We start from the raw sequence: 20,196 nt of genomic DNA on the forward strand, positions 1-20,196 counted from the left end.
CTCTATGCGCATTTCAATGCTGACGCGCATTGCTGTACTCATAGCGCGCCCAGCGCCGCTCACCCACCTGCTGGAGGCCGGTGTTCTCCTGCATCAGCTCCTGCATCAGGCGCCGGGCCTGGTTGCGATCGAAGCGCGTGATCTGCCGGATTTCCTTGTTGCTTAGGCCTGGCTCGTTGCGGCGGGCGCGCTCCATCAGAATACTGAGTACGCGGGTTTTGGCGGCCTCCCAGTCGATGCGGCGGCGGGCCTCGCCCTGGCCGTCTTCGGCCAGGCGGTTATAGAGGTCCGGGTGAACGCACCAATAGGCTCCCCGGCCAGTGCCGCCATGCTCGATATAGCCGGCGGACTCCATGGCCGAGAGCCGCTCGCGGATTTCCGCCTCGCTACGCTGACACAGGGCTGCGGCGGTTCCAGTATCCAACTCCGGATGTTGCAGCAGGTATTGCAGCAGCAGGAGCTCGTCCACGCCCAGGTTGCGGCCATGCTCGCTCTCCTCGGCCACGAACAGGCGGAAGGCGGCATTCAGGTCCCGTTTGGGAAAGCTCACCAGCACGGATTCGCCGATCTCGCGGATCTGGGGCGGTTCCTTGCCTTCAATGAGCAAGGCGGAAAACATGCGGTTTATTCCCAGGTTGCTGCGGTTGACCAAGCGTAAGCGTGTCAGAGCCTCCACCAGCAGCGGATTTCGGGCGGCGGGCTGGTGATGGAGGATATTGTTGGGAGTAATGCCGGCAATGAAGCCCCCGTTGTTGCTGATTTCCAGCCGGTCCGGGTAAAGCTTGACCATCACCGGCCCGGCGATGCGCAGATCCGCATGGCAGAAGGCATTCATCAACGCCTCGCGCACGGCGATTTCCGGCCAGGTGCGGTATTCGTAGTGGAACAGGCCCTGCTGATAGGTGGTGATGGGGTTGAAGGGGACCAGCAGTTCTTCAATGCGTTGAACGGACAATGGCAAGGCACTGACCCGATCCTCCCGGATGCCGTACTCGGTATCCGAAGTCATTTGCAGGAACGTCCAGTTGTGGCCGGGAAGATGCTCCCGGATGGCGGCTTCGGTACCGGCCAGCAACAGCGCCGCGCGAGTCAGTTTGCCGTGCTTGATCAGGCCCAAGGTGGACAGCAGCTCAACATCGGTCAGGCGTAGCAGGTCCTCCGGCGCCCGCTCCTTGCGGGCCTGATTGCGTAGGGACTCGAGGGCGGTGGCGGATAGTAACTGGTTGTCCACGGGGGAGACGGCTTCGCCAGTGTAATCGGTCTCGCCCGTTTCCACCCCGATTTTGCGGCGCAAGGTGCCGGTGAGCGGCTGGCAATCTTTGCCTACACGGATGGTGCCCCGGCCAGCGCTGTCGGTGTAGGGCGGCATGCCGGGGTAGATTTGCATAAGCAGCAGGCGACCGGTGCCCTCCGGCACGACCAGCTCTTCGAATACCGGGGTTATTTTCGGATCCGTCTGGTCGTAAACCGCCTTTTTCAGCAGGTTGATGTCGATTTCCGGCGGAACGCCGATAATGGCACTCTCACGCCCTTGGGACCGGTCGGCCACCCCAAACACCACGGTACCGCCGCCGCCGTTGGCCATGCATACGGCCATCTGGACCACGGTTTTTACAGCGTTGCCCCGGCTTTTTTGATCCCACTGCTTGAAATCGAGGTCTTGGTCTTCCAGGTCGTCGGCGATGCAGTGCTCCAGTTCCGGGAGCAACGACTCTATGTTGGCGGCGGTCCTCATGGATTACGTCATTCCCGTTATTCGACTGGCTCATTATTTGACGGAAATTGGCCCGTCTGGCAGCGCAGCCTTGAGTTGTTGCTTCACTTCCTCGGCCCAGGCATCGATGTCTTCGTCAGACCTCAGCGTGCGGCGGGGCACATGGATAAACTGGATCTCCGGCTCGCACAGCTCGGCCGCAGCCACGGCCACATTGTCAAAACGGCTCGGAAGTGCGGCGACGCGATCGGCAAACATGGCCGGAGCGCACTGATCCAGAGTGCTCAACACCTCTTGGGTGGATTGAACCGCGATCTTGGGCTGATCGGCCAGGGTCAGACGCTGGTCTGCCAACAGTTGGTGTCGCTGTTCGGGCTCCAGTTGCTGCCAGTTGCTGTCATCGGCCAGGCGAGCCATGCCTTGCTCGTGGCGTTTGCGGTAATCCTGGTCCAGTTGATTCAGCGCATCCCGGAAAGCCTGGGTCAGGCTGGTAATCAGCGGTGCCACCGCATCGGGGTCGGTCAGCAACTGTCGCTGCTGTTCAATGGTTTCCACCTGAGCACGGAAGACATCGGCATCGTCCAGCCCACCTGCATGGGACATCAGTCGCTTCAATACCGCCCAGTTGGGCCAGCGCTGGTGAATGCGCTCCGAGAGGTGCTCCCAGGTCTCGATGTTGGAGGCCAGCTCTTCGCGCCGGTTATAGAGCGCCACCAATTGCTCGTTGCCGGCGGTGAGGCGAATGTCGTCAAGGAAGCTGGTATCCGGGCGCTCCGGCTTGGGCGCCTCTCCGCCGGCCTCGTCAGCCAGGTCGGAAAGCTTCTGAAGAAACTGAGGCACATACGCCAGCTCCTCACCCTGCTTGGCGGACAAACCCACCTTCTGCAGCAGCTTACGGATCTGGATACGCTGGGGGGTAGTGACGGTGGCGGACTCTACCTTGAACTGGATTTTGCCAATGCTCTTGCGCTCCAGGCTGGAGGGTTCAAGAGGTTGGCCGCGCTCGTCCTGGGCGCGGATAAGGCCAGCCACCAACAGGGCCTGGAGGCCGCCGTCCACGGCGTCGCGGGACCAGCCATAGGGGGAAGACTCAAAAAGGGTACGAATATCCGCGCCTCTTTTGCCGCCGGCAATGGCTGCCAGAATGGCTTTGCACACTGGGTTTTTGGCCGGCTCGCCATCATCTCCCACGGCCTTGAGGGCGTCTGGGGCACCTTTCTGGGCCTTTTCGTAAACCTTGGACCAGCCGGCATGGTCAGCGGTATGGAAGTGAGGGTAAAGCCGTTGCAGGGCGTTGTTGGCGGCTTCCAGGATCATTTCCTGGAGATCGTTGCCCAGAATCTCGTTACCGCCCCCCTGGAAAACACGGGCTCCGGAGAAGGCTTCGTTCAGTAATTCCCGGATCTTGCCCTCAGCAGTCTGCTTGGTGGTTTCCATGGCAGCCCGGGCCTCTGTGCCTTCCGGGGTGTTGGAGACGCCCCGCTTATCCAGGGTGGCACTAGCAGCCTTGTGGTCGATCAAATGATGGCGTAGGTCATCCGCAGAACGCTTAGGGATGAACACGAATACGGTGGGCGATTGGTTACCGGCTTGCCGGGCATCGGCGCGTACGGAGTTCTCGTCGCCGCTCCATCCATCCCGAACCCAGACGCAAATACGTTGGTCGGCATCGTCTGGCAGCTGCGCGTCGAATACCGGGTAGATATCGCGGGTGACTTTTGCATCACCCTGAACCAGCGACAGCTTGCGGGCCGCCTCGCCAAAGATGCGGCGGATACGGTCATCGCGTTCGGCATGAATGCGGTGCGCCTCGCTGGATAGGGCCGCGCGTTGGCTGAGGAATTCGTCTGTCCAGGCGGCGCTCTCTTCGGTCTGTATGCGGTACTCATCGCCGACTTTCATCAGCAGCTCGCAGCGATCCAGCAATCCCGGAAGTTTGCTGCGCAGGCCGCTGCTTCCACTGGCCAGGTCCTCGACGAGCAAGTCCGCCAGGGAATCCACCGTGGCACGAATACCGATTTCGTTGTTCTGACCGCCCAGCTTGTTAATTAGGAACACCAGGCCACAGGCCCGAGCCATCAGGCGCTCGTCGTCCGAGCCCTTCATCCAGCTCATGGTTTTTTCATGAACCTTGCGAGGCAGAATGCGCGACTGGAGCAGCTTGTCGGCAGAATCGAAGTACAGGTAATCCGCTGGCACCACATAACCCAGCGGATCCTCAAGGTTGGTCTGGATGACCTTGTGCACCATGCTTAGCTGGTTGCGCAACTGGCTGTCGGTACCTGTTTGATCCAGCACACGAAGGGTGTTTTCCCAAAAACGTCTGCGAACCGGCAGGATTGGGTAGTCCTGCGGGAAGTAGGGCAAGTCATCCTGACGGTGGCCGAGGGTGGTTCCGTCCAGATGTCTAGAGATTTCCCCCAGGTTGGTTTGCATTATCTGCTCAATGGGGGACTTGGCTTCCGGCTTTTTGGCTAGGATGACCTGTCGAATCACGGCATCCACATCGGCGTCCGAGAGCTCGACGCGGATGGTAAAACGGCCCTCGAGCTTCTTCAGGTTACTGGTGCCGGTAACGGCGGTCTGACCGGTACCAATAAACAGAAGCTTGCCAGCAAAGTTCTTGCAACACGCTTCCACCACTTCCTGTACGGCGATGGAGCGCTGGCTGTCCTCACCAATAAACTGTTGAACTTCGTCCAGAACGACCAACGTCAGCGGGAATTTGCCCTCTTGTGTCAAAGCTTGGCGAATGGCCTTGAGCATGTCGTCACTGGAGATGTCCTGAACGTACGGATACAGGTTGTTCAGGGTTTCGACGCAAGACGCTGGTGAGGTAAACAGAGCGGGCTTGGCCTGTACCAGAGCATCGTGCAGACCTTCGGCCACGTAGAAATTATCCAGCTCTTCATTCCAGTCGAAGCCGTTGGCTTCCACCTGTTTGCGCACCTGGTCATAGATGCCCTCGTGCCTGAGCCACATGACGAAACGGGCAACCGGGTACTGCTCCGGCAAATCGACAGACTTAAACAGAATTCTGAGCAGGGCGAGGCGTACACTGCCGCTGGCACCGGAGCCCAAGGTCCCGGACGCGGCATGCAAGCTGCCATGACGCTTGGCTTGAGTGCTGAGTTCCCTGAGGTGATCGCTGATGCCTTGGGGCAGTTTAGCAATTCCCCGTGACGTGGCTCCGTCCTCAAAGGCGGTATCCACCCACAGTGCCCGCAGCATTTTGACCAGATGGGATTTGCCGGACCCATAGAACCCACTCACCCACACTGCCGGCTGCTGCGCCTGGTCGATATTCTTGAGGTAGGTTTCGAGGATGTGTGACATCCCTTTTTCGTACTGACCATCACAAACGAACGTTTCCAGTTCGTAGCGAAGAACCGCCAGGGCATGGCTTGTGGTCTCGTCGTTGACGCTTGCCACCCCCTCGTTGACCAGCTTCTGGGTGGTTGGATCCTTCTGATAAATGTCACGATTCTTCATTAACAACCTCTTATTCAGTAATCCTTATCCGCCGTGATAGGCATGGCGAGATAGTTCCACCCGTCGTAACCGTCCAGTAGTCGATAGTTGTTGTTTTCGTAGCTTCCAGGAAAGAACACCAGCAGCCGCCCCGGCACCTGGGGAGCGAGCTTGTCGACCACATCCTTCACCTTCAGGAAGCCGAACAGTGATCCAACGCCCTGGATTGCCACCACGGTGTTCTCGCGAATATTGCGGATGTCGAGAAAGCGCTCGAACTCATTCACGATGTAATCGAGATACTTGGGCAACACAGTGGCGAGCAAATGCGGCTTCTGGAAGTAGCTCTTGGCATAGCGCTGGTTACTGAGCCAGGCTGGAAAAGTATTGGTCAAATCAAACAGAGCCCAGTCGTGGCCGGCCTGTTTGGTGACGATTTCGAATTCATCGACTCGGGCCCGGAGCCAGCGCTCCTCGTTCTCGTGATACACACAGAAAATGACGCGCTGTGCAGCAGCTGCATCGTCCCGCCAGGGAATGGATATATACCTGCCGTAGGATTGTACTAACCGTCTAACCCTGCTCACGCAGCCACTCCTGTTCTTGCTCGTTGATAAGGCTAGGGAAAAGGACTTCGATCACATCCCCCACCCGTTTGAAAACTACCCAGCCCTTGCGTGAGGCCTCCTCCGCAAGCTCGATGGCTTTGTCGCCTGGGCAATCGAGAAGCTTTATATATTCGGTGCGAAAGAGTTCCTGTCCTCGGGCTCCGTTCAGATATCCGAGCAAGAGTGCGTATGAAACACTCCCCGGTGTTGGCGTGGGATGGGCGCGAACTTTTTTCACTCTCCCGGTCAAGTGGCCAGACTTGGTCCAGCTTGAATTGATATTCTGAGCCGTTGATTTCAGAGTTGCCTTGCTGAACCGGCCGGGTTCCTGGCTGTCGATAAATCCTTCCAGGGACTCCCTGTTAATCACTGTCCCCTCCGGAAACTTCAAGATAAAGGGTGCTGTCGAGCGAAAGATGGAGTCCCGAGCATAGGCGCACAGAACGGCCAGCAGTGGTCGCCCTGCCTCATCTCGCTTCCAAAAATGCCGGAGAGCGCGAAATAAAATGTGGGCGGTATCCAGAGAATAGAGTTCCGCCAGGTGACGGTAGGTCAACCTTCGGGTTTTTCCCGAGCGTTTGGCCAGGCAGTTGTCCTCTTCGACAGCCCGCAGGTAGTCATCTTTCGAGGCATCTTCGCGGTCGACATAGCCAAAGAGCGTTGCCAGCTCGTCGAGCATCATGGTTCGAGCGCTATGGACTCCTGCCCGATCGAAACCGAATCCAAATTTTTCGCGGCACTTATCATTATTTTCCATTAATCAATTAAAGACTCATTATTTTTCAAAAGGGAAAAATTATACATGCTTATTTCTCCCACGAAACAGGTTCAGAAAAGATTCTTTTAGCCCCCGTCAATACGTCTTTCCCGATTTCCGGCTAAATTTCTGGTTCCCGATATAAGCTAGACAGGCGCAAGCCGAATCGTCCAGCGCTGCAGCGTCTCAGTCGGGATATCCGACCGTTCAAGCAGGGAAAGCAACTCTTCCTGCCTCGGCTGTCCGAACACCACCCTGTACGCAGCCAGCTGATGTTTCAATCGGCGAAATGCCTCGACCTCCTGCGTGAACGGCAGGGTCGGGACGTGCCTCTCGACTTTGTGCGGGCCCGGGCTGATCCAGAATGGCACCAGGTCACTCACCGCTCGCTGCCTGGCATCGTCATCGGCGATCACGAAAAGCCTTGCCCACAGGTCATCCTTCAGAGCCCAAGACGTGAGGGCAGCATCGCAGAATCGCGCGGCAACATTGCGCCGCACTGCGTGCCCCTTGTACCGGTGGATACGCCCTTCGCGCTGCTCCATGTCAACGGGATTTCCTGGCAGGTTCCAGTGCACCAGTTGATGGCACCAGGGGTGGAAGTCCAGGCCCTCCTGGCCGACGGACGTCGAGGTGAGCACGAACGGACGGAACGGGCTGTTGAAGGCCTTGCGTAACGAATCCTGCGTCACGACACCCTCTTCACCGCGTGTGGCACCGAACCGCTGCGCCAATGTCGCCCGAACCCGAAGCTCCTCGACATTGATGTTGGACGCCGACTCCTTCTCGAAAAACTGGACATGGACCCGGGAAGGACGCGGTTCGATGCAGCTCGACAAACCCTGGACGCACTGCATAGCAACCTCTCCGGGATCGGCCTGTTCCGACCAGGCATGTTGTTCCCAGAGCAGATGCCAGGCCTCATCAATGACCGCCTGCAAATTTCCGTCCTCGCAGTAGGCGAGGACCCGTCGCCAGTAAACGCCCTCTTCCTGCTCGGTGCCCGAGCCGTAAAGGCCTTCGAGCAGGGAAATCACTGCCGGACGATTGAAGAGGTTCCAGAACGCCTGCGCCAACTGGGTGGCGCGCGCTCGGCGTTCGTCATCCGGAAGGCCGGCGGAGCCAAGGGTCCTTGTCGCGATGACACCCGGCGCGCCCAGAGCCACATCGGTCATCAGATCGACCAAGCCGTCCGGCTGTCGTCCGAGCGGATTCCGCTCAAGATCCATCTCGAGCTTAAGGTCTTGCATGTATCGGGGGAAAGTATCGGGGTTCGGGCGACCAACCTGATCGTCCTTTTTGTCACGCCATTGATCCAGGAATCTGCCGAGACCCGAATCAATGATGAGCGGCGCAAGGTACTCCCAACGATTGTCGACCGGCGCCTCGGGTGAAACACTCTGAGCAGCCTTCTGCAGAAGATCGGCGACTCGGGAACGTACCCATTGCCGCCGATCCTCACCGGCTGGCGCCCTCAGCGGATGGGCCTCATCCGCCAGCGTCACGCAAGGGAACAACAGCAAAAGCAAACGATGCCTGGAGCGCGTGCCTTCATGGTCTGTCAGGCGCAGCAGGGGTGGGCGTTGTCTGGACGGCTCGTCATAGCTGGCGAGGCGGCCGCCCATCATCCGGCGCTCCGCCTCGTAACTGAGCACCGCGCTGACTACATCCGGCACCACATTCCAAGCAGAGAACAGTAGGGTCTTGGTGCGCTTCTCCTGGCCCGCGTAGGGACCACCCAAATCCCAATAGGGAATGGACGGTGGCATCCACAGGAGTTTCCAGAGCCCGGTATCCAGCAAGTCCGAAACCAGGGTCCGCAATTTCGCGTTCTGCGGCGCCAGGGATGCCCATCTGGCCAGGGCACCCCGGTTCAGAAAGGCCCCGTTGTGCCTTTCCAGCACCTTTGCCAGTCGATCGGGAGACAGCTCCAGGGTTTCCGTGACCCGCTGGTTGACCCGGTAGGACTGCATGAAATGCGGAAGGTATGGCGCAGCTTTCCAGTAAACCATCGGATCCTGGTCACCAACCGCCCGAAACCAGGCGTCGGCGGCCAGGTATTGCTGCACGTCCTCGACCTGCAGATCGAGACTGGGTGAACGGTCGGCGACCATGCCGTCACGTTCGTCACTGGCGTCAACCCGTTCGGTGCGGGCCATGATCCGTCGAAGCTCGATTTCCGCCTCGCGACGCGCTGCCTCGATGCCGTTGGGCTGGCCCGACGCCGCCCGCTTCAATTCCCGGCTGAAGCGGCTTAACGACGTCGAGAGAGAATCCAGGCGCTCCGGCACATGGCCCAGGAGGAAATCGCTGGTGGCGAGGAAGTCCGCGTAGTGGTCCTCCTCGCTCAGCTCGAGGTCGGCGGTAAACAGCTTGTAGGGTGTCGCCGAAAGCAGGAGTGTTCGAACCGGGTCGCCGGCGCCGTTCCGCGCCTGGAAAAGCGCCTGGGCCAACTCTGCTGCGGGATCGTTCTCTGCGACGTCGGGGCTGAGCAACTCCTTGAAACGCTGGAACTCGTCCAGGATCACCAGATCCGGCTGCAGGGCCTCCACACACACTTCGGCGAGCAGTTGCCGCAGCTCGCTGATCAGGGCGTTCCGCTGGACCCTTGCTTCCGGCGGATAATAATCCCTGACCGACAGAAAATAACGCTCGATACAGTCGTTCAACGACTGGACAAGTGCAACGGACTCCGCCAGGCGTTGACGGAAGCGATCGGCAATCTGTGGCTCCAGAGGGACCGGTTGTTTCACGGCTTCCCGCCAGCGCCCGCGACCGACATTACCCTGCAACAGGTTCATGAGCCCGGTACGCCTCTCGCAGACAGGCAAAAGCAGGTGGAACAGCAGCCTTCGCTCCCGCCACATGCCGCTGGATTGGCCCATGCTGAAGGACGTCGCCGGCGTGAAACTGACAAAGTTCACGCGCCCGTCGGCCAGGCCCGGTTGACCCGGAACAGGCGCCAGTTCGCTGGCCAACATGGTGAGTCGCGTGGCAAGCGCGCGGGTGTTGGCGCTCTGTCCGGTCACCTGCAGCTTTGGCAGGTTGGCCCGCGCAATGCTCTGATTACTGCAGATGTAGACGATATCGATGCGGTCGGTTTCGTCCCACAGATAATCGAGCGCGCGGGCAATGACGCCCCGGGCAACAAGCGTTTTACCCAGGCCCACCTCATCGGCAACGAGAAAGCGGCCGGAGCTGTCCGGTGCGGTGAAAAGCCGGTCGAACGCGTGCTCGACAGTCCGCCGCTGAAAGGACTTGAGCGGCCGCATCACGGCTTCGGGATCGGGACGCTCCATCATCGGCGGCGCTGCTCCAGGGCCGCGTCGATCGCCTGCCAGATGCGTCGCAACTCCTCGGGCACGATGCTCTCTCCGTCATCATCGGCGGCCAGGTCCTGCATCAGTCGACGAACGGGATCGAGGCGATCCGGGTCGCGGGACGCCGCACGCAGCAAGTCCTCCAGCACCGCCTGCTCGCTAAGACTCGACGACCAGGCGAACGGCCTGTCTGCGGCATCGCCGGAACCTGTCCAGTCCACAAGCCCCTCCAGACCGCCCAGCAGGGCACGAAGGAACTCAAGGAAACGCTCCGGCGTATCAATCAGCGTGCGCAGGATCCGCTGCAATCTGCCATCGGGAATGCCGTCGGCAGGCAGCTTGCGGACGAAGGTTACGTCGTCCACGTCCGCATCGACCGAAAAACGGAACGCGATAAACGTCGTCAGTCGTTCGACAGGAAGGATCCAGCTCGGCGCCGGCGATAATGCGGCGGCAAGCTCGCGGCATTGTTCGGCGGCGACGGTCACGGGCCAGACCGCAATTACGACGTCGCCGGACTCGGGAATCTGCCCGGCCAACTTGAGCTGCCAGCCGCTCTCCTGCTCCGTGCAGTCGACCGTCAGCTCCGCCTCCAGAATCGCAGCCTGCGCCGTCTGAAGGTTTCGCCTGGCGAGCTGTTGTTCAGCCGTGTCGGCGGCACCCTCTGAACGTGTGTACGGCATGCAGAGATTGGCAAACCCCTGGCCGAGAAAGCGGTCAATCCCGACACCCTGCTTCGACTCACCATAGCCTTTCGCTCCCTCTGCCTCGGCCATGACCTCGACATTGCTGCCCCGAAAAGCGGCTGGCGTCAGATTGGCCGATCCGACGAACCATCGCGCGCGATAGCCGTGCTCGAACACCATCAGCTTGGCGTGAAGCCCGGATGGTCGGCCGGCAGTATCGTCCTCCGGCTCCTCGAGGTCGCTATCGATGAGCACGCGGATATCATTCCAGCCTTCAAGAGCAGCGTCCGGGAGTGCATCAAGCGCATCAGACCGGCCAACAAGAATCTTTTCCCGCGCACCGGTTTTCGCCAGCGCGTCCAGGGCGCCACGACCCACGAAGGGTGCCACAGCAAGAATGCGGCGAGCTTTCTCCATCGGCGCCCATAACCGGCCGTTGGTGTTGTCCGAGAGGCCCAGGGCATGAAACCGCAAGGCGCCCTTGAAGCCCTCCGGTGCGGGAAATTCAGTGTGACCCACATCTTCCGCCAGGGTCGCAAGGGTGGATTGCAGCTCGGCGGGCAATGCCTGTTCGGACAACCCCGGCAGGCGCCGCAAAAATGCTTTCAGCTCATCCGAGCCATCCACCATGCTGTCACCCGGGCTGGCGGTGCTCACCAGAGCAACATCCCAAGATCGGTCATAGGTGAGATTGCGCGACGCGATCGAGACACGGATCAGTGGCGGCCCATCGAAATCCGGAAGAAAACGCACGACCCAGGCTTTGGGGTGAAATGCGCCGCCGCCGGGCGCGCGGACAGGGTGGATACTCGGTTCAAGCGCCGCGTAAAGGTTTCCCGGGACCCGCGGTATCGCCATACCGGAGGCATCAACGAAGACCTGGACGCGGCTCGTTGCCTCGCGGAGTGCCTCCAGCAAATGCAGCGGTTCGCCAAGGAGTTCTTCGACACCGCCGTCCGCTTCCGCCAGAACCGCCAGCGGCAGTGCCAGAAGCACCTCGAGATCGAGGCTGTAGGTGGTCAGGACGGCAGTGTCCAGGCGATATCCAGGTGGGGCGCGCAGGATGTCGATCGCGACGGAGCGTGTATCGGGAGACAACATCAGGCCGCGAGCCCGTCTTGCAGGTCCATAAGCAGACGCCGGACCTGAGACCAACGAAACCCCATGCGCCCGACCCCGGTTCGACCGGACCAGTCGAGCAATCGGTTCACATTCTTGACTCGCGCCCGCGCACCTTTCAGCGAGATTTCACGCCGCGTCAGCAAATCCCGCGCAGAATCGCTGTCGGCGATCCTTGCCGGCCCATTCTCAGCGACCTGCTCCGTCCACGTTTTGAGAAACGCCTTCTGCGGTGGACGAAGCCGAACACCCTGCCGGGCGGCCAGGGTCCACAGCGCCTCATGGTCAAACGATTCCTCGGCGGCCTCTACCTCCGCCCAGGTCGAAAGATCTTGACGATAGCTATCAATCAGATCGGCGTCCTTGCCGGTCTGCTGCCCCTGCAATGCCTGCCGCTTCTCGGCAAGCAAAAGGTTATAAAGCAACGCCGCACCTTCCACGTGGAGCGAAAACCGACGGGCCAGCTCCACTGTCAACCGAATGTTAGGTGGCAGCTTCCAGGCTTCCGGCACATCCCATAGGTTGGCCGCACCGCGAATGCTCGGCGGTACCTGTGCCGCAAGCTGGCCCAGCAACGATCCCTGAACCCGGGTTTCCAGTGTTTGCTGGACGAACACGGCCTCCTCTCGCGTCAGGGCAAATGTTGTTTTCTCAAGGAAACCGGTCGGTGGCCGCGGAAGATGCAGGTGCCAGGTTGGCGTTTTCGTCCAGGTTAGCCCGGGATCATCCGCCGCAGTCTGCTCGCGCTGGCTGGCAAGCCGACGAAAATGTCGGTGATACCAGCCCTGGCTCTGACCCGGCGCGAAGATTCCCCAGCGCGCGAGCGCGGCCCAGTAAACGCTGCTCGGGAGCCGCCGCAGTTCCTCATGCGCCTCGACACCAATAATCCCAGCGCCGCTAGGCTCGCGCGTCTTCAACGCGCCGATCAAGCGAATCTCCAGCGCCCGCGCCTCGTCATCAACATTGGACAGCTTGCCCACCCGAGACTCGAGATGCTGATAAATCCAGGGGATAAAGAGCACATACCGCAACCGGGTGTGCAGCACAGAGGTGCCCGGGAACAGGGTATCCGCCAGGAGGTCCCGAAGCGTGCCGAGACCGAGCTCATCGACCGTGCCTTTTTCCTTGAAAAGATCCAGGACCCGTCGAACCTTGTCCCGATCCGCCGACGTCAGGTCCAGCCATGTCAGTGTCGCACCGCTATGCAGAGTCAATTCGGATGGTCCTGAAATAATGAAACCGGGGATAGCGATAACACATTGCAGTCGACGAAATCCGGATGCTAGTTGGCGTCTCGATACATTGCAGGGCACAAGCGACAGATGGCGTCGGAAGGTCGGACAGTATGCGGCAACTCAGTAGGGGCTAGGTCCGGCAGTCACCGCACGACTGGATAGGCAATCGGAACGTCGCGGCCATCCTCTGCAGCAATCATCAGCTCGGTAATTATCGGAACTAGCGAGGCCATGATCGCCGCGCCATCGCGAACTTGCTGGCGATTTACGCTGCTATTCCAGGTCGCGCCGCCATGGAGGAGCTGGTTGCGAAGCACATAAAGGCGGTCCAGAACGATGCGCAGTGTCTCGGCGGTGCGGTTATCCATCAGGTTCTGCAGGGCCATTTTCTTGTCGGCGTCAAACTTCCTTTTCCAGCCATCGGTCGAATCATGCTCGCGCATGGCCCGCCAGAAGGGTTCGAACACGAATTTGTTATCAATCAGCGTGCGGATGGGGCCTGAGAACCTCTCGAAAAGCATGGCGTGCAATCGCTGGCCTGGATCTGCCGCAGTCAGCGTCTGGAGAAACTGTGCGAACGTGGCGCGCTCGGTTTGCTCCTGGCTGAATTCCTGCGCATAGGCGGCGTTGAAGGCAATCCAGTGAAAGATGAACGCCGCGTCCGGGTCGTCCTCTTCCTGCTCGGCGCGTCTAATCCAACTTATCGCCCGATGCAACCTTGTCTGCTGATTTTCGCTTAGCCTATCGCTGGCTTCATAAAGCTGTTGCTGGAGTCCCTCAGCATTCGACACGGCGCAACTCCTTATGCAGCGGGCCGGAAATATTATCCGCCCAAGGGGGCCAGCCTTGCGCTGGCATTCTCATCCGACGTTGCGATGCCCCGCGACACCCCGCCGTTGTCTGTACAAATTGACCGTATCACCGTCGCCGACGACGAGATAGCCGGGCCGATACCGGGCCATGTAGGCGATTAGACGGTTGATGACGACAGCTTTCACGCGGAACGGCTGCCGGGTTCGGCCAATATCTTCTTAGACCTCCGGCTTTACTTACATGACACCAACGTGCCATCCGTTTACGACAAGAAATGTCGCAGGGCGGTTAGATGCTTAGGTCGGCGCCTGAGCAATCGAGGAGTGCCTGCATGGCAGTCTTGCTTGAAATGATTAACGTTCTGATCCCGGTCCGGGTGATCGAGCAGAAATATCCCGGAGGCTGGGGAGCGTGGCGGGAGGAGCGACCACCGCATTGGCATGACGCCAATTTGGCCCGTTACGGTGCGATGTCCGGCTTTGACGTCGAGTTGATGCTGCAGGACTGGCACCAGGTTGGCCTGCTACGGCCGGGCCGTCGCGGCGGGCGAACGGTGTTCCGGGACTATTGCGTGCTTGCCGGTTATACGGGTTCTCTGAGGTACCCCTGTGACTGGCTCGAGGTGAGCGATTGCGGCGCCTTTGCCTGGCATAGCGGTCATCCTGTGGGTTCGGTGATCGGTCCAGAGGGACCGATTCGCCTGGATTAGAAGGGATCGGCCAGTCGTTTCTGCACACGATATCCGTCGCCCCAGCCGACGCCGTCCGACATGCGTTGTCGCCATGCCGAACCACGCTGTTGATCTTCGTCCGGTTACGGGAGAAAAACATGACGCAGACGCAAAGCGATGAGGCGCCGCCGCACGATCCAAGGCAAACCAAGACTTCGCACCGAATTCGATGACTCGTTTCGCTTCCCACTGACCGTGCCACATCACGCGTCGACCTTGGAGATGTCCTGCAAGCCTTGCCCGACGACTCGATGATCAGGCCGTACGCCCTCGACAACCGGTAGGCTTTGTTTGATGCGCATGCTATTTTTTACTCTCCAACCTAAGCCATTCGAATAATGAGAAAAACATGGAAAATTTCACACCAGAAGTATCAGACAAAATTCAATATTATGTTTATCGTTTGATCGATCCGCGAAACGGTGAGACCTTCTATATAGGAAAAGGGAAAGGAAACCGATTATTCAGTCACGTTAGAGGAAGCGTGACATCCGACTCTTCCGATGATGCGCAACGTGATGAAGAGTCAGAGAAAATCCGCACCATCAAAGAAATACTACGCGCCGATCTCGATGTGATTCATGTTGTCCATCGACATGGGATGGACGAAAAGACAGCACATGAGGTGGAAGCGGCACTTATCGACCTCTTCCCATCCGCAACCAACAAACAGGGCGGCTCTCACAGTAATGATCGCGGCCCGATGCATGCTTCGGAGATCGTCAAGAAGTACAACCTACGGGAAACGGTTCGAAGGACTAACGACAAACTCCTTTTGATCAATGTAAACGTATCTAGCATTGAAGAGGCCGGTGAAAGTTATCTGGAAAACGTTAGACTCGCCTGGCGGATTTCTCTCTCTCGCGCGAGCGAGGCAACACATATTCTGGCTGTCGTCCAGGGAGTTGTCAGAGGAGTCTACGTAGCGAAAGAGTGGCTTCCTGCTACGAAGGAAAATTTTCCGGAAATTTCGCATGACATGCCCGGGCGGGCCGGATTTCACGGGCAGGAAGCGGATGAAGACACCGTTAATCACTATCGCGACACACGGCTACCCTCGGATATTCAGCATAATCAGAACCCCATACGTTACTGGTATACCTAAGACGATCTATGCGATGCAGCTAGAAAACCCTGAAGGGGAACGATTAGATCTCACCATTTCGGGTTATCAGTTCCCGGATCTCAGAACCGATTACTGGGATGCCAACTGGCTTTTGGTAAGCATCGACGTCGCCCACCCTCGCGGCGAGTGGAGAATTCATGAACCGTGCATGACCGCCTTCGAGCTGAAAGAACTTGCCGACTGGTTCGAGAGGGTCGCTGATGGAGACTCAGTCGAGGACCGGTGTGACTTCGTCGAACCTAACCTCGCGTTCGAATACCGCTCGACGCCAAACGCAGAGCTGCAAATTACGCTCGCCTGTGAGGCAAGCCCGCCCTGGCTGGCCGATCGTGATCAGCGGCTGGACGGCATCACGATGTCTTTCCCGGTTACTGCAAAGGACATGCGAGACCATGCGCGCTGCCTTCGCGCGCTCTCTGACACTTTTCCTCTGCGCGTGCAGCGGGACGGGACACCAGTGGAAAACAGACAACCCGCCACATAAATCAACGCACTCGCCGGCCGCGCTGATCCATCGGTCGATTACCTCCGCGTAGACCCGCGACCGCGGATTATTCCGCGGTCATCTACGACATAATCTGTCGCACAATTCCCGCATCATCCGACCTCTCCCGGGATCAGCCCGGCGATAAGGAGGCCTGATGAATGCGAGACCACACGACATCCCTTCCCTTTCCGTTGACCACCTGGGTGGCGCACGCCTGATTGGTGGCAGCGGCACGCTGCGTCCGAATACGCCCGAGCTGCGGGCGCTGGACGTGGTGGATTCCCCCACGCTTCGAATCCTGGATCTGCGCGGCTGTGCCGAAGGCCTGCACCTGACCCTGGCGGGCACGCCGGAGTTGCGGCAGATTTTGTTGCCTGACTCGGGGCCTGGCGCGGTGATCCACATTGATGCCTGCCGGTTCAAGCCGAGCCTGACCATTCAGGGCCTGCTGGACGAAATCGACGGCTGCAACGCGCTGCACACCTTTGCCCTGCGCTCGCCGGCCGGTGCGCCGTATCGGCGGGTGACCGTTGGCGCACGGATTGGTCGCGAGACCGAGGCCGCGGTGCTCTGGCGGCAGATGGTCAGGGCGTCGGAGATCGCGAAGCGCGCGTCGGCGCTGCGGCATTTTCACGCTGTCGATACGTTCCTGATCGGGGACGTCGACCTGCGGGCCTGCACCCAGCTTCGTAGCTTGACGCTGGATGACTGCGGCAGCACGTCGCGATTGGCCTTGCCCGGCGGCATGCAGGAAGTGGTGCTGCACAAGGTGAAGGACGTGCGCCGCCTGGGCGGGACCGGGCAGCTCTTGCGCCTGTATGGCTGCACGACCCCCCGGTTGCTCATCGAGGGCGGCTGGGAACAGGTCCTGCTGGATGATGGCGAGGCCCCGGACGTGACCGCCGAGGACGTGGACTGGCTGCACCTACGGGGGGCGCAGCGGGTGCGTGACCTGACCGTGGGGCCGCAGACGCAATTGTGGTTCCAGGCCGTGCCGCCGGATGTGGTGCGCGGCGGGCAGTTGAGCCTCGCCACCGACTGCGATCGCACCGTGGCCCGGCTGCTGCAGAACCTGGAGCAAGGCGAGCCGGACGCCACCGAGCAACTGCGCTGGTTCTTCGCCCGCCACACCGGTGACACCGGCAATCTGCACCGGTTGCTCGGCTTGTCCCGCGGCCTGGGCCGGATCGATCCCGGCCTGCTTTGGGAACTGCGCTGCCTGACCCACGCCGCGCACCAGCCTCGCTTCCGACAGTCCGCCACGACCCTCGACCAGGCCCTGGAATTTGCCGGGCAGACCTGGCGCTGGCGCTTTCCGGTGGACCTGGCCGGCGAGGGCTGGCTGGCCGACCTGCGGCTGGCCGAGGCCGCGCTGGAACAACCCGCCACAGCATCCTTCCGCAAACGCCTGACCCGGGTCTCGACGCTGGACAACGTCCAGGCCCTGGGAGCACTGCTGCACAGCGCGCGCCGGGAACAGCGGCTGTCCGATCTCTCGCCAGTTCTGGTCGATGCCTTCCGCGGTGGCTGTCGCCGCCTGGTCCGCAATCTGCGGCGGCAGCGCCGTCAGTTCCCGGCAGCCGCCCAGGTGGTGCCGGTGATCCGCGGCCTCGTGGCACTGCGCGACCGGGACAACGCGCATCGGCTCCGCGTGGTCATCCGCGATCGCGCGATGCCGGAGGGAAAACTCGAGTTGCTGCACGGGCTCGCAGTGCATGGCCTGGACCAGGCGCGGAGCGACCTGCTGGCCATGCTGCATGAACCGATCTGGGGCCCCGGGCTGGATGACCTGCACTACCGGGTCCGGCGCCTGGCACTGGCACCGGCCCGCTCCAACGACCTGGCCACCACCGACCAACACGAGGAGACCGGCAATGACGGACACCATTGAACAACAACTGCTGGCCGCCGCGTCGCTGGACGATGTGCGCAGCATTCTCAAGCACCAGGTGCAGGCGATTCACGCGGCGCCCGAACTGGCCGCCACGTTGCCGCCACTGATGCTCTGGGGCCCGCCCGGGGTGGGCAAGAGCACGGTGATGCGGGAGGTCTGCCGGGACGAGGGCATCGACTTCATCGACATCCGGCTTGCCCAGCGGGACCCGGTGGATATTCGCGGCCTGCCGGTGCCCCGCGGTGAGGCGGTGCAGTGGCTGCTGGCGGATGATTGGCCGCGCGACCCGGACAGCCACGGCATTCTGCTGTTCGACGAACTCACCGCCGCCGACCGCAGCCTGCAGGTAGCGGTCTACGAACTGATCCTCGACCGCCGGCTGGGCAGCCTGTACCAGTTGCCCGACGGCTGGCTGGTCTGCGGCGCCGGCAACCGGGCCGAGGACGGCGCTGTGTCGCTGGGTTTTTCCAGCGCGCTGGCGAACCGGTTCTGCCACCTGGAACTGCAACCGGAACTCGCACCCTGGATTCGCTGGGCACTGGCCCGGGGCATCCATCCGGATGTGATCGCCTTCCTGCGTTTCCGGCCGGCGTGTTTCTTCAACATGGAGGGCGACACCGAGCGCGGCTGGCCCAGCCCGCGCAGTTGGGAGCGGGTCAGCACCATCTGCTGGCAGACCCGTGACGGCCTCGGCGAGCGCGCCGCCGAACTGATGATCAGCGGCCTGGTGGGGCCGGAGGTGGGCAACGAGTTCCTGGCCTTCCTGTCCTGGCATGGTGCCCTGCCTGACGTCGGCGCGATGCTGCGCGGCCAGGCGCCGATCACGATCCCCGAACGGGCCGATCATCGCTATGCCCTTTGCGCGGCCGCGGTGCACCACCTGTGGCATGCCGACAACCAGGACAACGAACGGCTCATGGCCGGCTTCTTTCGCCTGACCGAGGCAATGAGCAGCGACTTCGCCACGCTGGCGCTGATGGACGCGCTGCAGGGCCCGGACGCGGCCAGTACGCGGCAGCGCTGTGAACGACTGTTCGCCCACCCGGGCTTCGCCCGCTGGTCCGAGACCCACGGCAGCGCCTTTGCCGAGCAGTGGGAGGCGGAACCGGCATGAGCAGACATGACGCGATGCAGCACCTCTGGCAGAGCGACCGCACCGAACTGCTGCTGCGCTTCCCGTTCCTGGGCCTGCTGGCCATGCAACTGGAGATCCAGGTCGGTGACTGGCAAGCGGTGCCGGCAGCCGCCACCGATGGCGAGTCGGTGTTCGGCAATGTTGACTACCTGGAATCGCTGACCGACGAGGAACGCCTGTTCGTGCTGGCCCATGAGGTCTGGCATTGCGCGGCCATGCACCTGCAGCGGCGCCTGGGACGGAACCCACGGCTGTGGAATGTGGCGGTGGACTACGAGACCAACGCGGTGTTGAGCGAGGCCGGGCTCAGCGTGCCGAACGGCGCGCTGCTGCTGCGCGGCCGGCGCGGGCGCAGTGCCGAGGAACTCTACCGCATGCTGCTGGACAGGCTGCCCCCGGATCGTGGGCCGTTCGCTGATGGCCATGGCCCGGCAAACGGCGGCGACTGGCCGGGCCGGCAACGACCACCGGAGGGCCGGGGAATGGCGCGACGCCTGCAATCCGCCCTGCAACAAAGCGGGCAACTGGCCGGCGACATGCCGGGCACGCTGGGGCTGGTGGTGCGCAGCTTGTTGCGCTCCGAGACACCCTGGCAGCGCATCCTGGCCCAGTTCGTCGGCAACCTCCGGCGCGGCGAGCCCAGTTGGTCCTGGCCCAACCGAAGACACCTCAGCCACGGCCGCTACCTGCCCGGCGCGTCCAACCGGCAACCGCGTATCGCCGTGGCCATCGACACCAGCGGCAGCACCAGCCGCCTGCTGGGCCGCTTTCTCGGCGAACTGGATTCGATTCTACGGGCAAGCCGCGCCGACACGCCGGTCCGCGTGCTGCAGTTCGATGCCGATATACAGATCGATGAACGGCTGAGCGGTCCGCTGCGCAACCGATTGAACCGGCTGCGCGGCGGTGGCGGCACGGACTTCGTGCCGCTGTTCCAGCGCCTGCAGGACGAGCCACCGGATGCACTGGTGATCCTCACCGACGGCATGGGCCCGGCACCGAGCCGCGCACCAGGCTGGCCGGTGCTCTGGGCGCTTTCCGGAAACGGAACGCGTCCGGTGCGCTGGGGTGTTGAGGTTAAGGTGTAAACGGCGGATTTAG

Annotated in this window: 14 protein-coding genes; 6 read left to right on the forward strand and 8 right to left on the reverse strand. The window is 61.2% G+C overall.

The genetic code is table 11. The annotated features are described in order from the left end of the window. Positions 1–13: 13 nt before the first annotated feature. The 8 genes from M0534_RS01345 to M0534_RS01380 all read right to left on the reverse strand — a co-directional run bounded on the left by M0534_RS01345 (position 14) and on the right by M0534_RS01380 (position 13,701). Positions 14–1,735 (reverse strand): ATP-binding protein, encoded by a 1,722-nt coding sequence (locus M0534_RS01345; RefSeq protein ID WP_248566605.1) that lies wholly within the window; start codon positions 1,733–1,735, stop codon positions 14–16. 33 nt (positions 1,736–1,768) lie between these two features. Next, entirely contained in the window at positions 1,769–5,206 is a 3,438-nt protein-coding gene (gene brxC, locus M0534_RS01350) for a BREX system P-loop protein BrxC (RefSeq protein ID WP_248566606.1), read from the reverse strand. Between the two features lie 14 nt (positions 5,207–5,220). Next, positions 5,221–5,772: a BREX protein BrxB domain-containing protein gene (locus M0534_RS01355; RefSeq protein WP_248566607.1), complete on the reverse strand. Its 552-nt coding sequence runs from the start codon at positions 5,770–5,772 to the stop codon at positions 5,221–5,223. Then, entirely contained in the window at positions 5,759–6,550 is a 792-nt protein-coding gene (locus tag M0534_RS01360; RefSeq protein ID WP_248566608.1) for a hypothetical protein, read from the reverse strand. Before M0534_RS01360 ends, M0534_RS01355 begins: the two co-directional genes overlap by 14 nt. A 146-nt stretch (positions 6,551–6,696) precedes the next feature. Continuing rightward, positions 6,697–9,852 carry a helicase-related protein gene (locus tag M0534_RS01365; RefSeq protein ID WP_248566609.1) on the reverse strand — a complete coding sequence of 1,052 codons (3,156 nt, stop codon included), beginning with the start codon at positions 9,850–9,852 and terminating at the stop codon, positions 6,697–6,699. After that, on the reverse strand, positions 9,849–11,657 hold the full coding sequence (locus M0534_RS01370; RefSeq protein ID WP_248566610.1) for a hypothetical protein: 1,809 nt from the start codon (positions 11,655–11,657) through the stop codon (positions 9,849–9,851). The genes M0534_RS01365 and M0534_RS01370 overlap by 4 nt, the downstream gene beginning before the upstream one ends. Then, entirely contained in the window at positions 11,657–12,889 is a 1,233-nt protein-coding gene (locus M0534_RS01375; protein ID WP_248566611.1) for a DUF6361 family protein, read from the reverse strand. Before M0534_RS01375 ends, M0534_RS01370 begins: the two co-directional genes overlap by 1 nt. Positions 12,890–13,053: 164 nt before the next feature. Then, positions 13,054–13,701, reverse strand: coding sequence for a HEPN domain-containing protein (locus M0534_RS01380; protein WP_248566612.1), 648 nt, complete (start codon positions 13,699–13,701; stop codon positions 13,054–13,056). 353 nt (positions 13,702–14,054) lie between these two features. Between M0534_RS01380 and M0534_RS01385 the strand changes: the two genes are divergently transcribed. The 6 genes from M0534_RS01385 (at position 14,055) to M0534_RS01410 (ending at position 20,183) form a co-directional block, all read left to right on the forward strand. Continuing rightward, the gene (locus M0534_RS01385) at positions 14,055–14,432 is read left to right on the forward strand and encodes a hypothetical protein (RefSeq protein ID WP_248566613.1); all 378 of its coding nucleotides are present in this window, start codon (positions 14,055–14,057) and stop codon (positions 14,430–14,432) included. A 370-nt stretch (positions 14,433–14,802) separates the two neighbouring features. Next, positions 14,803–15,558 carry an LEM-3-like GIY-YIG domain-containing protein gene (locus M0534_RS01390; protein WP_248566614.1) on the forward strand — a complete coding sequence of 252 codons (756 nt, stop codon included), beginning with the start codon at positions 14,803–14,805 and terminating at the stop codon, positions 15,556–15,558. A gap of 13 nt (positions 15,559–15,571) precedes the next feature. After that, positions 15,572–16,063, forward strand: a complete 492-nt coding sequence (locus M0534_RS01395) for a WapI family immunity protein (protein ID WP_248566615.1) — start codon at positions 15,572–15,574, stop codon at positions 16,061–16,063. Positions 16,064–16,220: 157 nt separating this feature from the next. Beyond that, entirely contained in the window at positions 16,221–17,957 is a 1,737-nt protein-coding gene (locus M0534_RS01400) for a hypothetical protein (RefSeq protein WP_248566616.1), read from the forward strand. Continuing rightward, positions 17,941–19,074, forward strand: a complete 1,134-nt coding sequence (locus M0534_RS01405) for an ATP-binding protein (protein ID WP_248566617.1) — start codon at positions 17,941–17,943, stop codon at positions 19,072–19,074. The genes M0534_RS01400 and M0534_RS01405 overlap by 17 nt, the downstream gene beginning before the upstream one ends. After that, a complete protein-coding gene (locus M0534_RS01410) occupies positions 19,071–20,183 on the forward strand; it encodes a vWA domain-containing protein (RefSeq protein WP_248566618.1) in 1,113 nt (370 codons plus the stop codon). Before M0534_RS01405 ends, M0534_RS01410 begins: the two co-directional genes overlap by 4 nt. The last annotated feature ends 13 nt before the right edge of the window (positions 20,184–20,196 follow it).

Origin of the sequence: Methylonatrum kenyense, assembly GCF_023195885.1 — a bacterium.
In the GTDB taxonomy this organism is placed as follows: domain Bacteria; phylum Pseudomonadota; class Gammaproteobacteria; order Nitrococcales; family Aquisalimonadaceae; genus Methylonatrum; species Methylonatrum kenyense.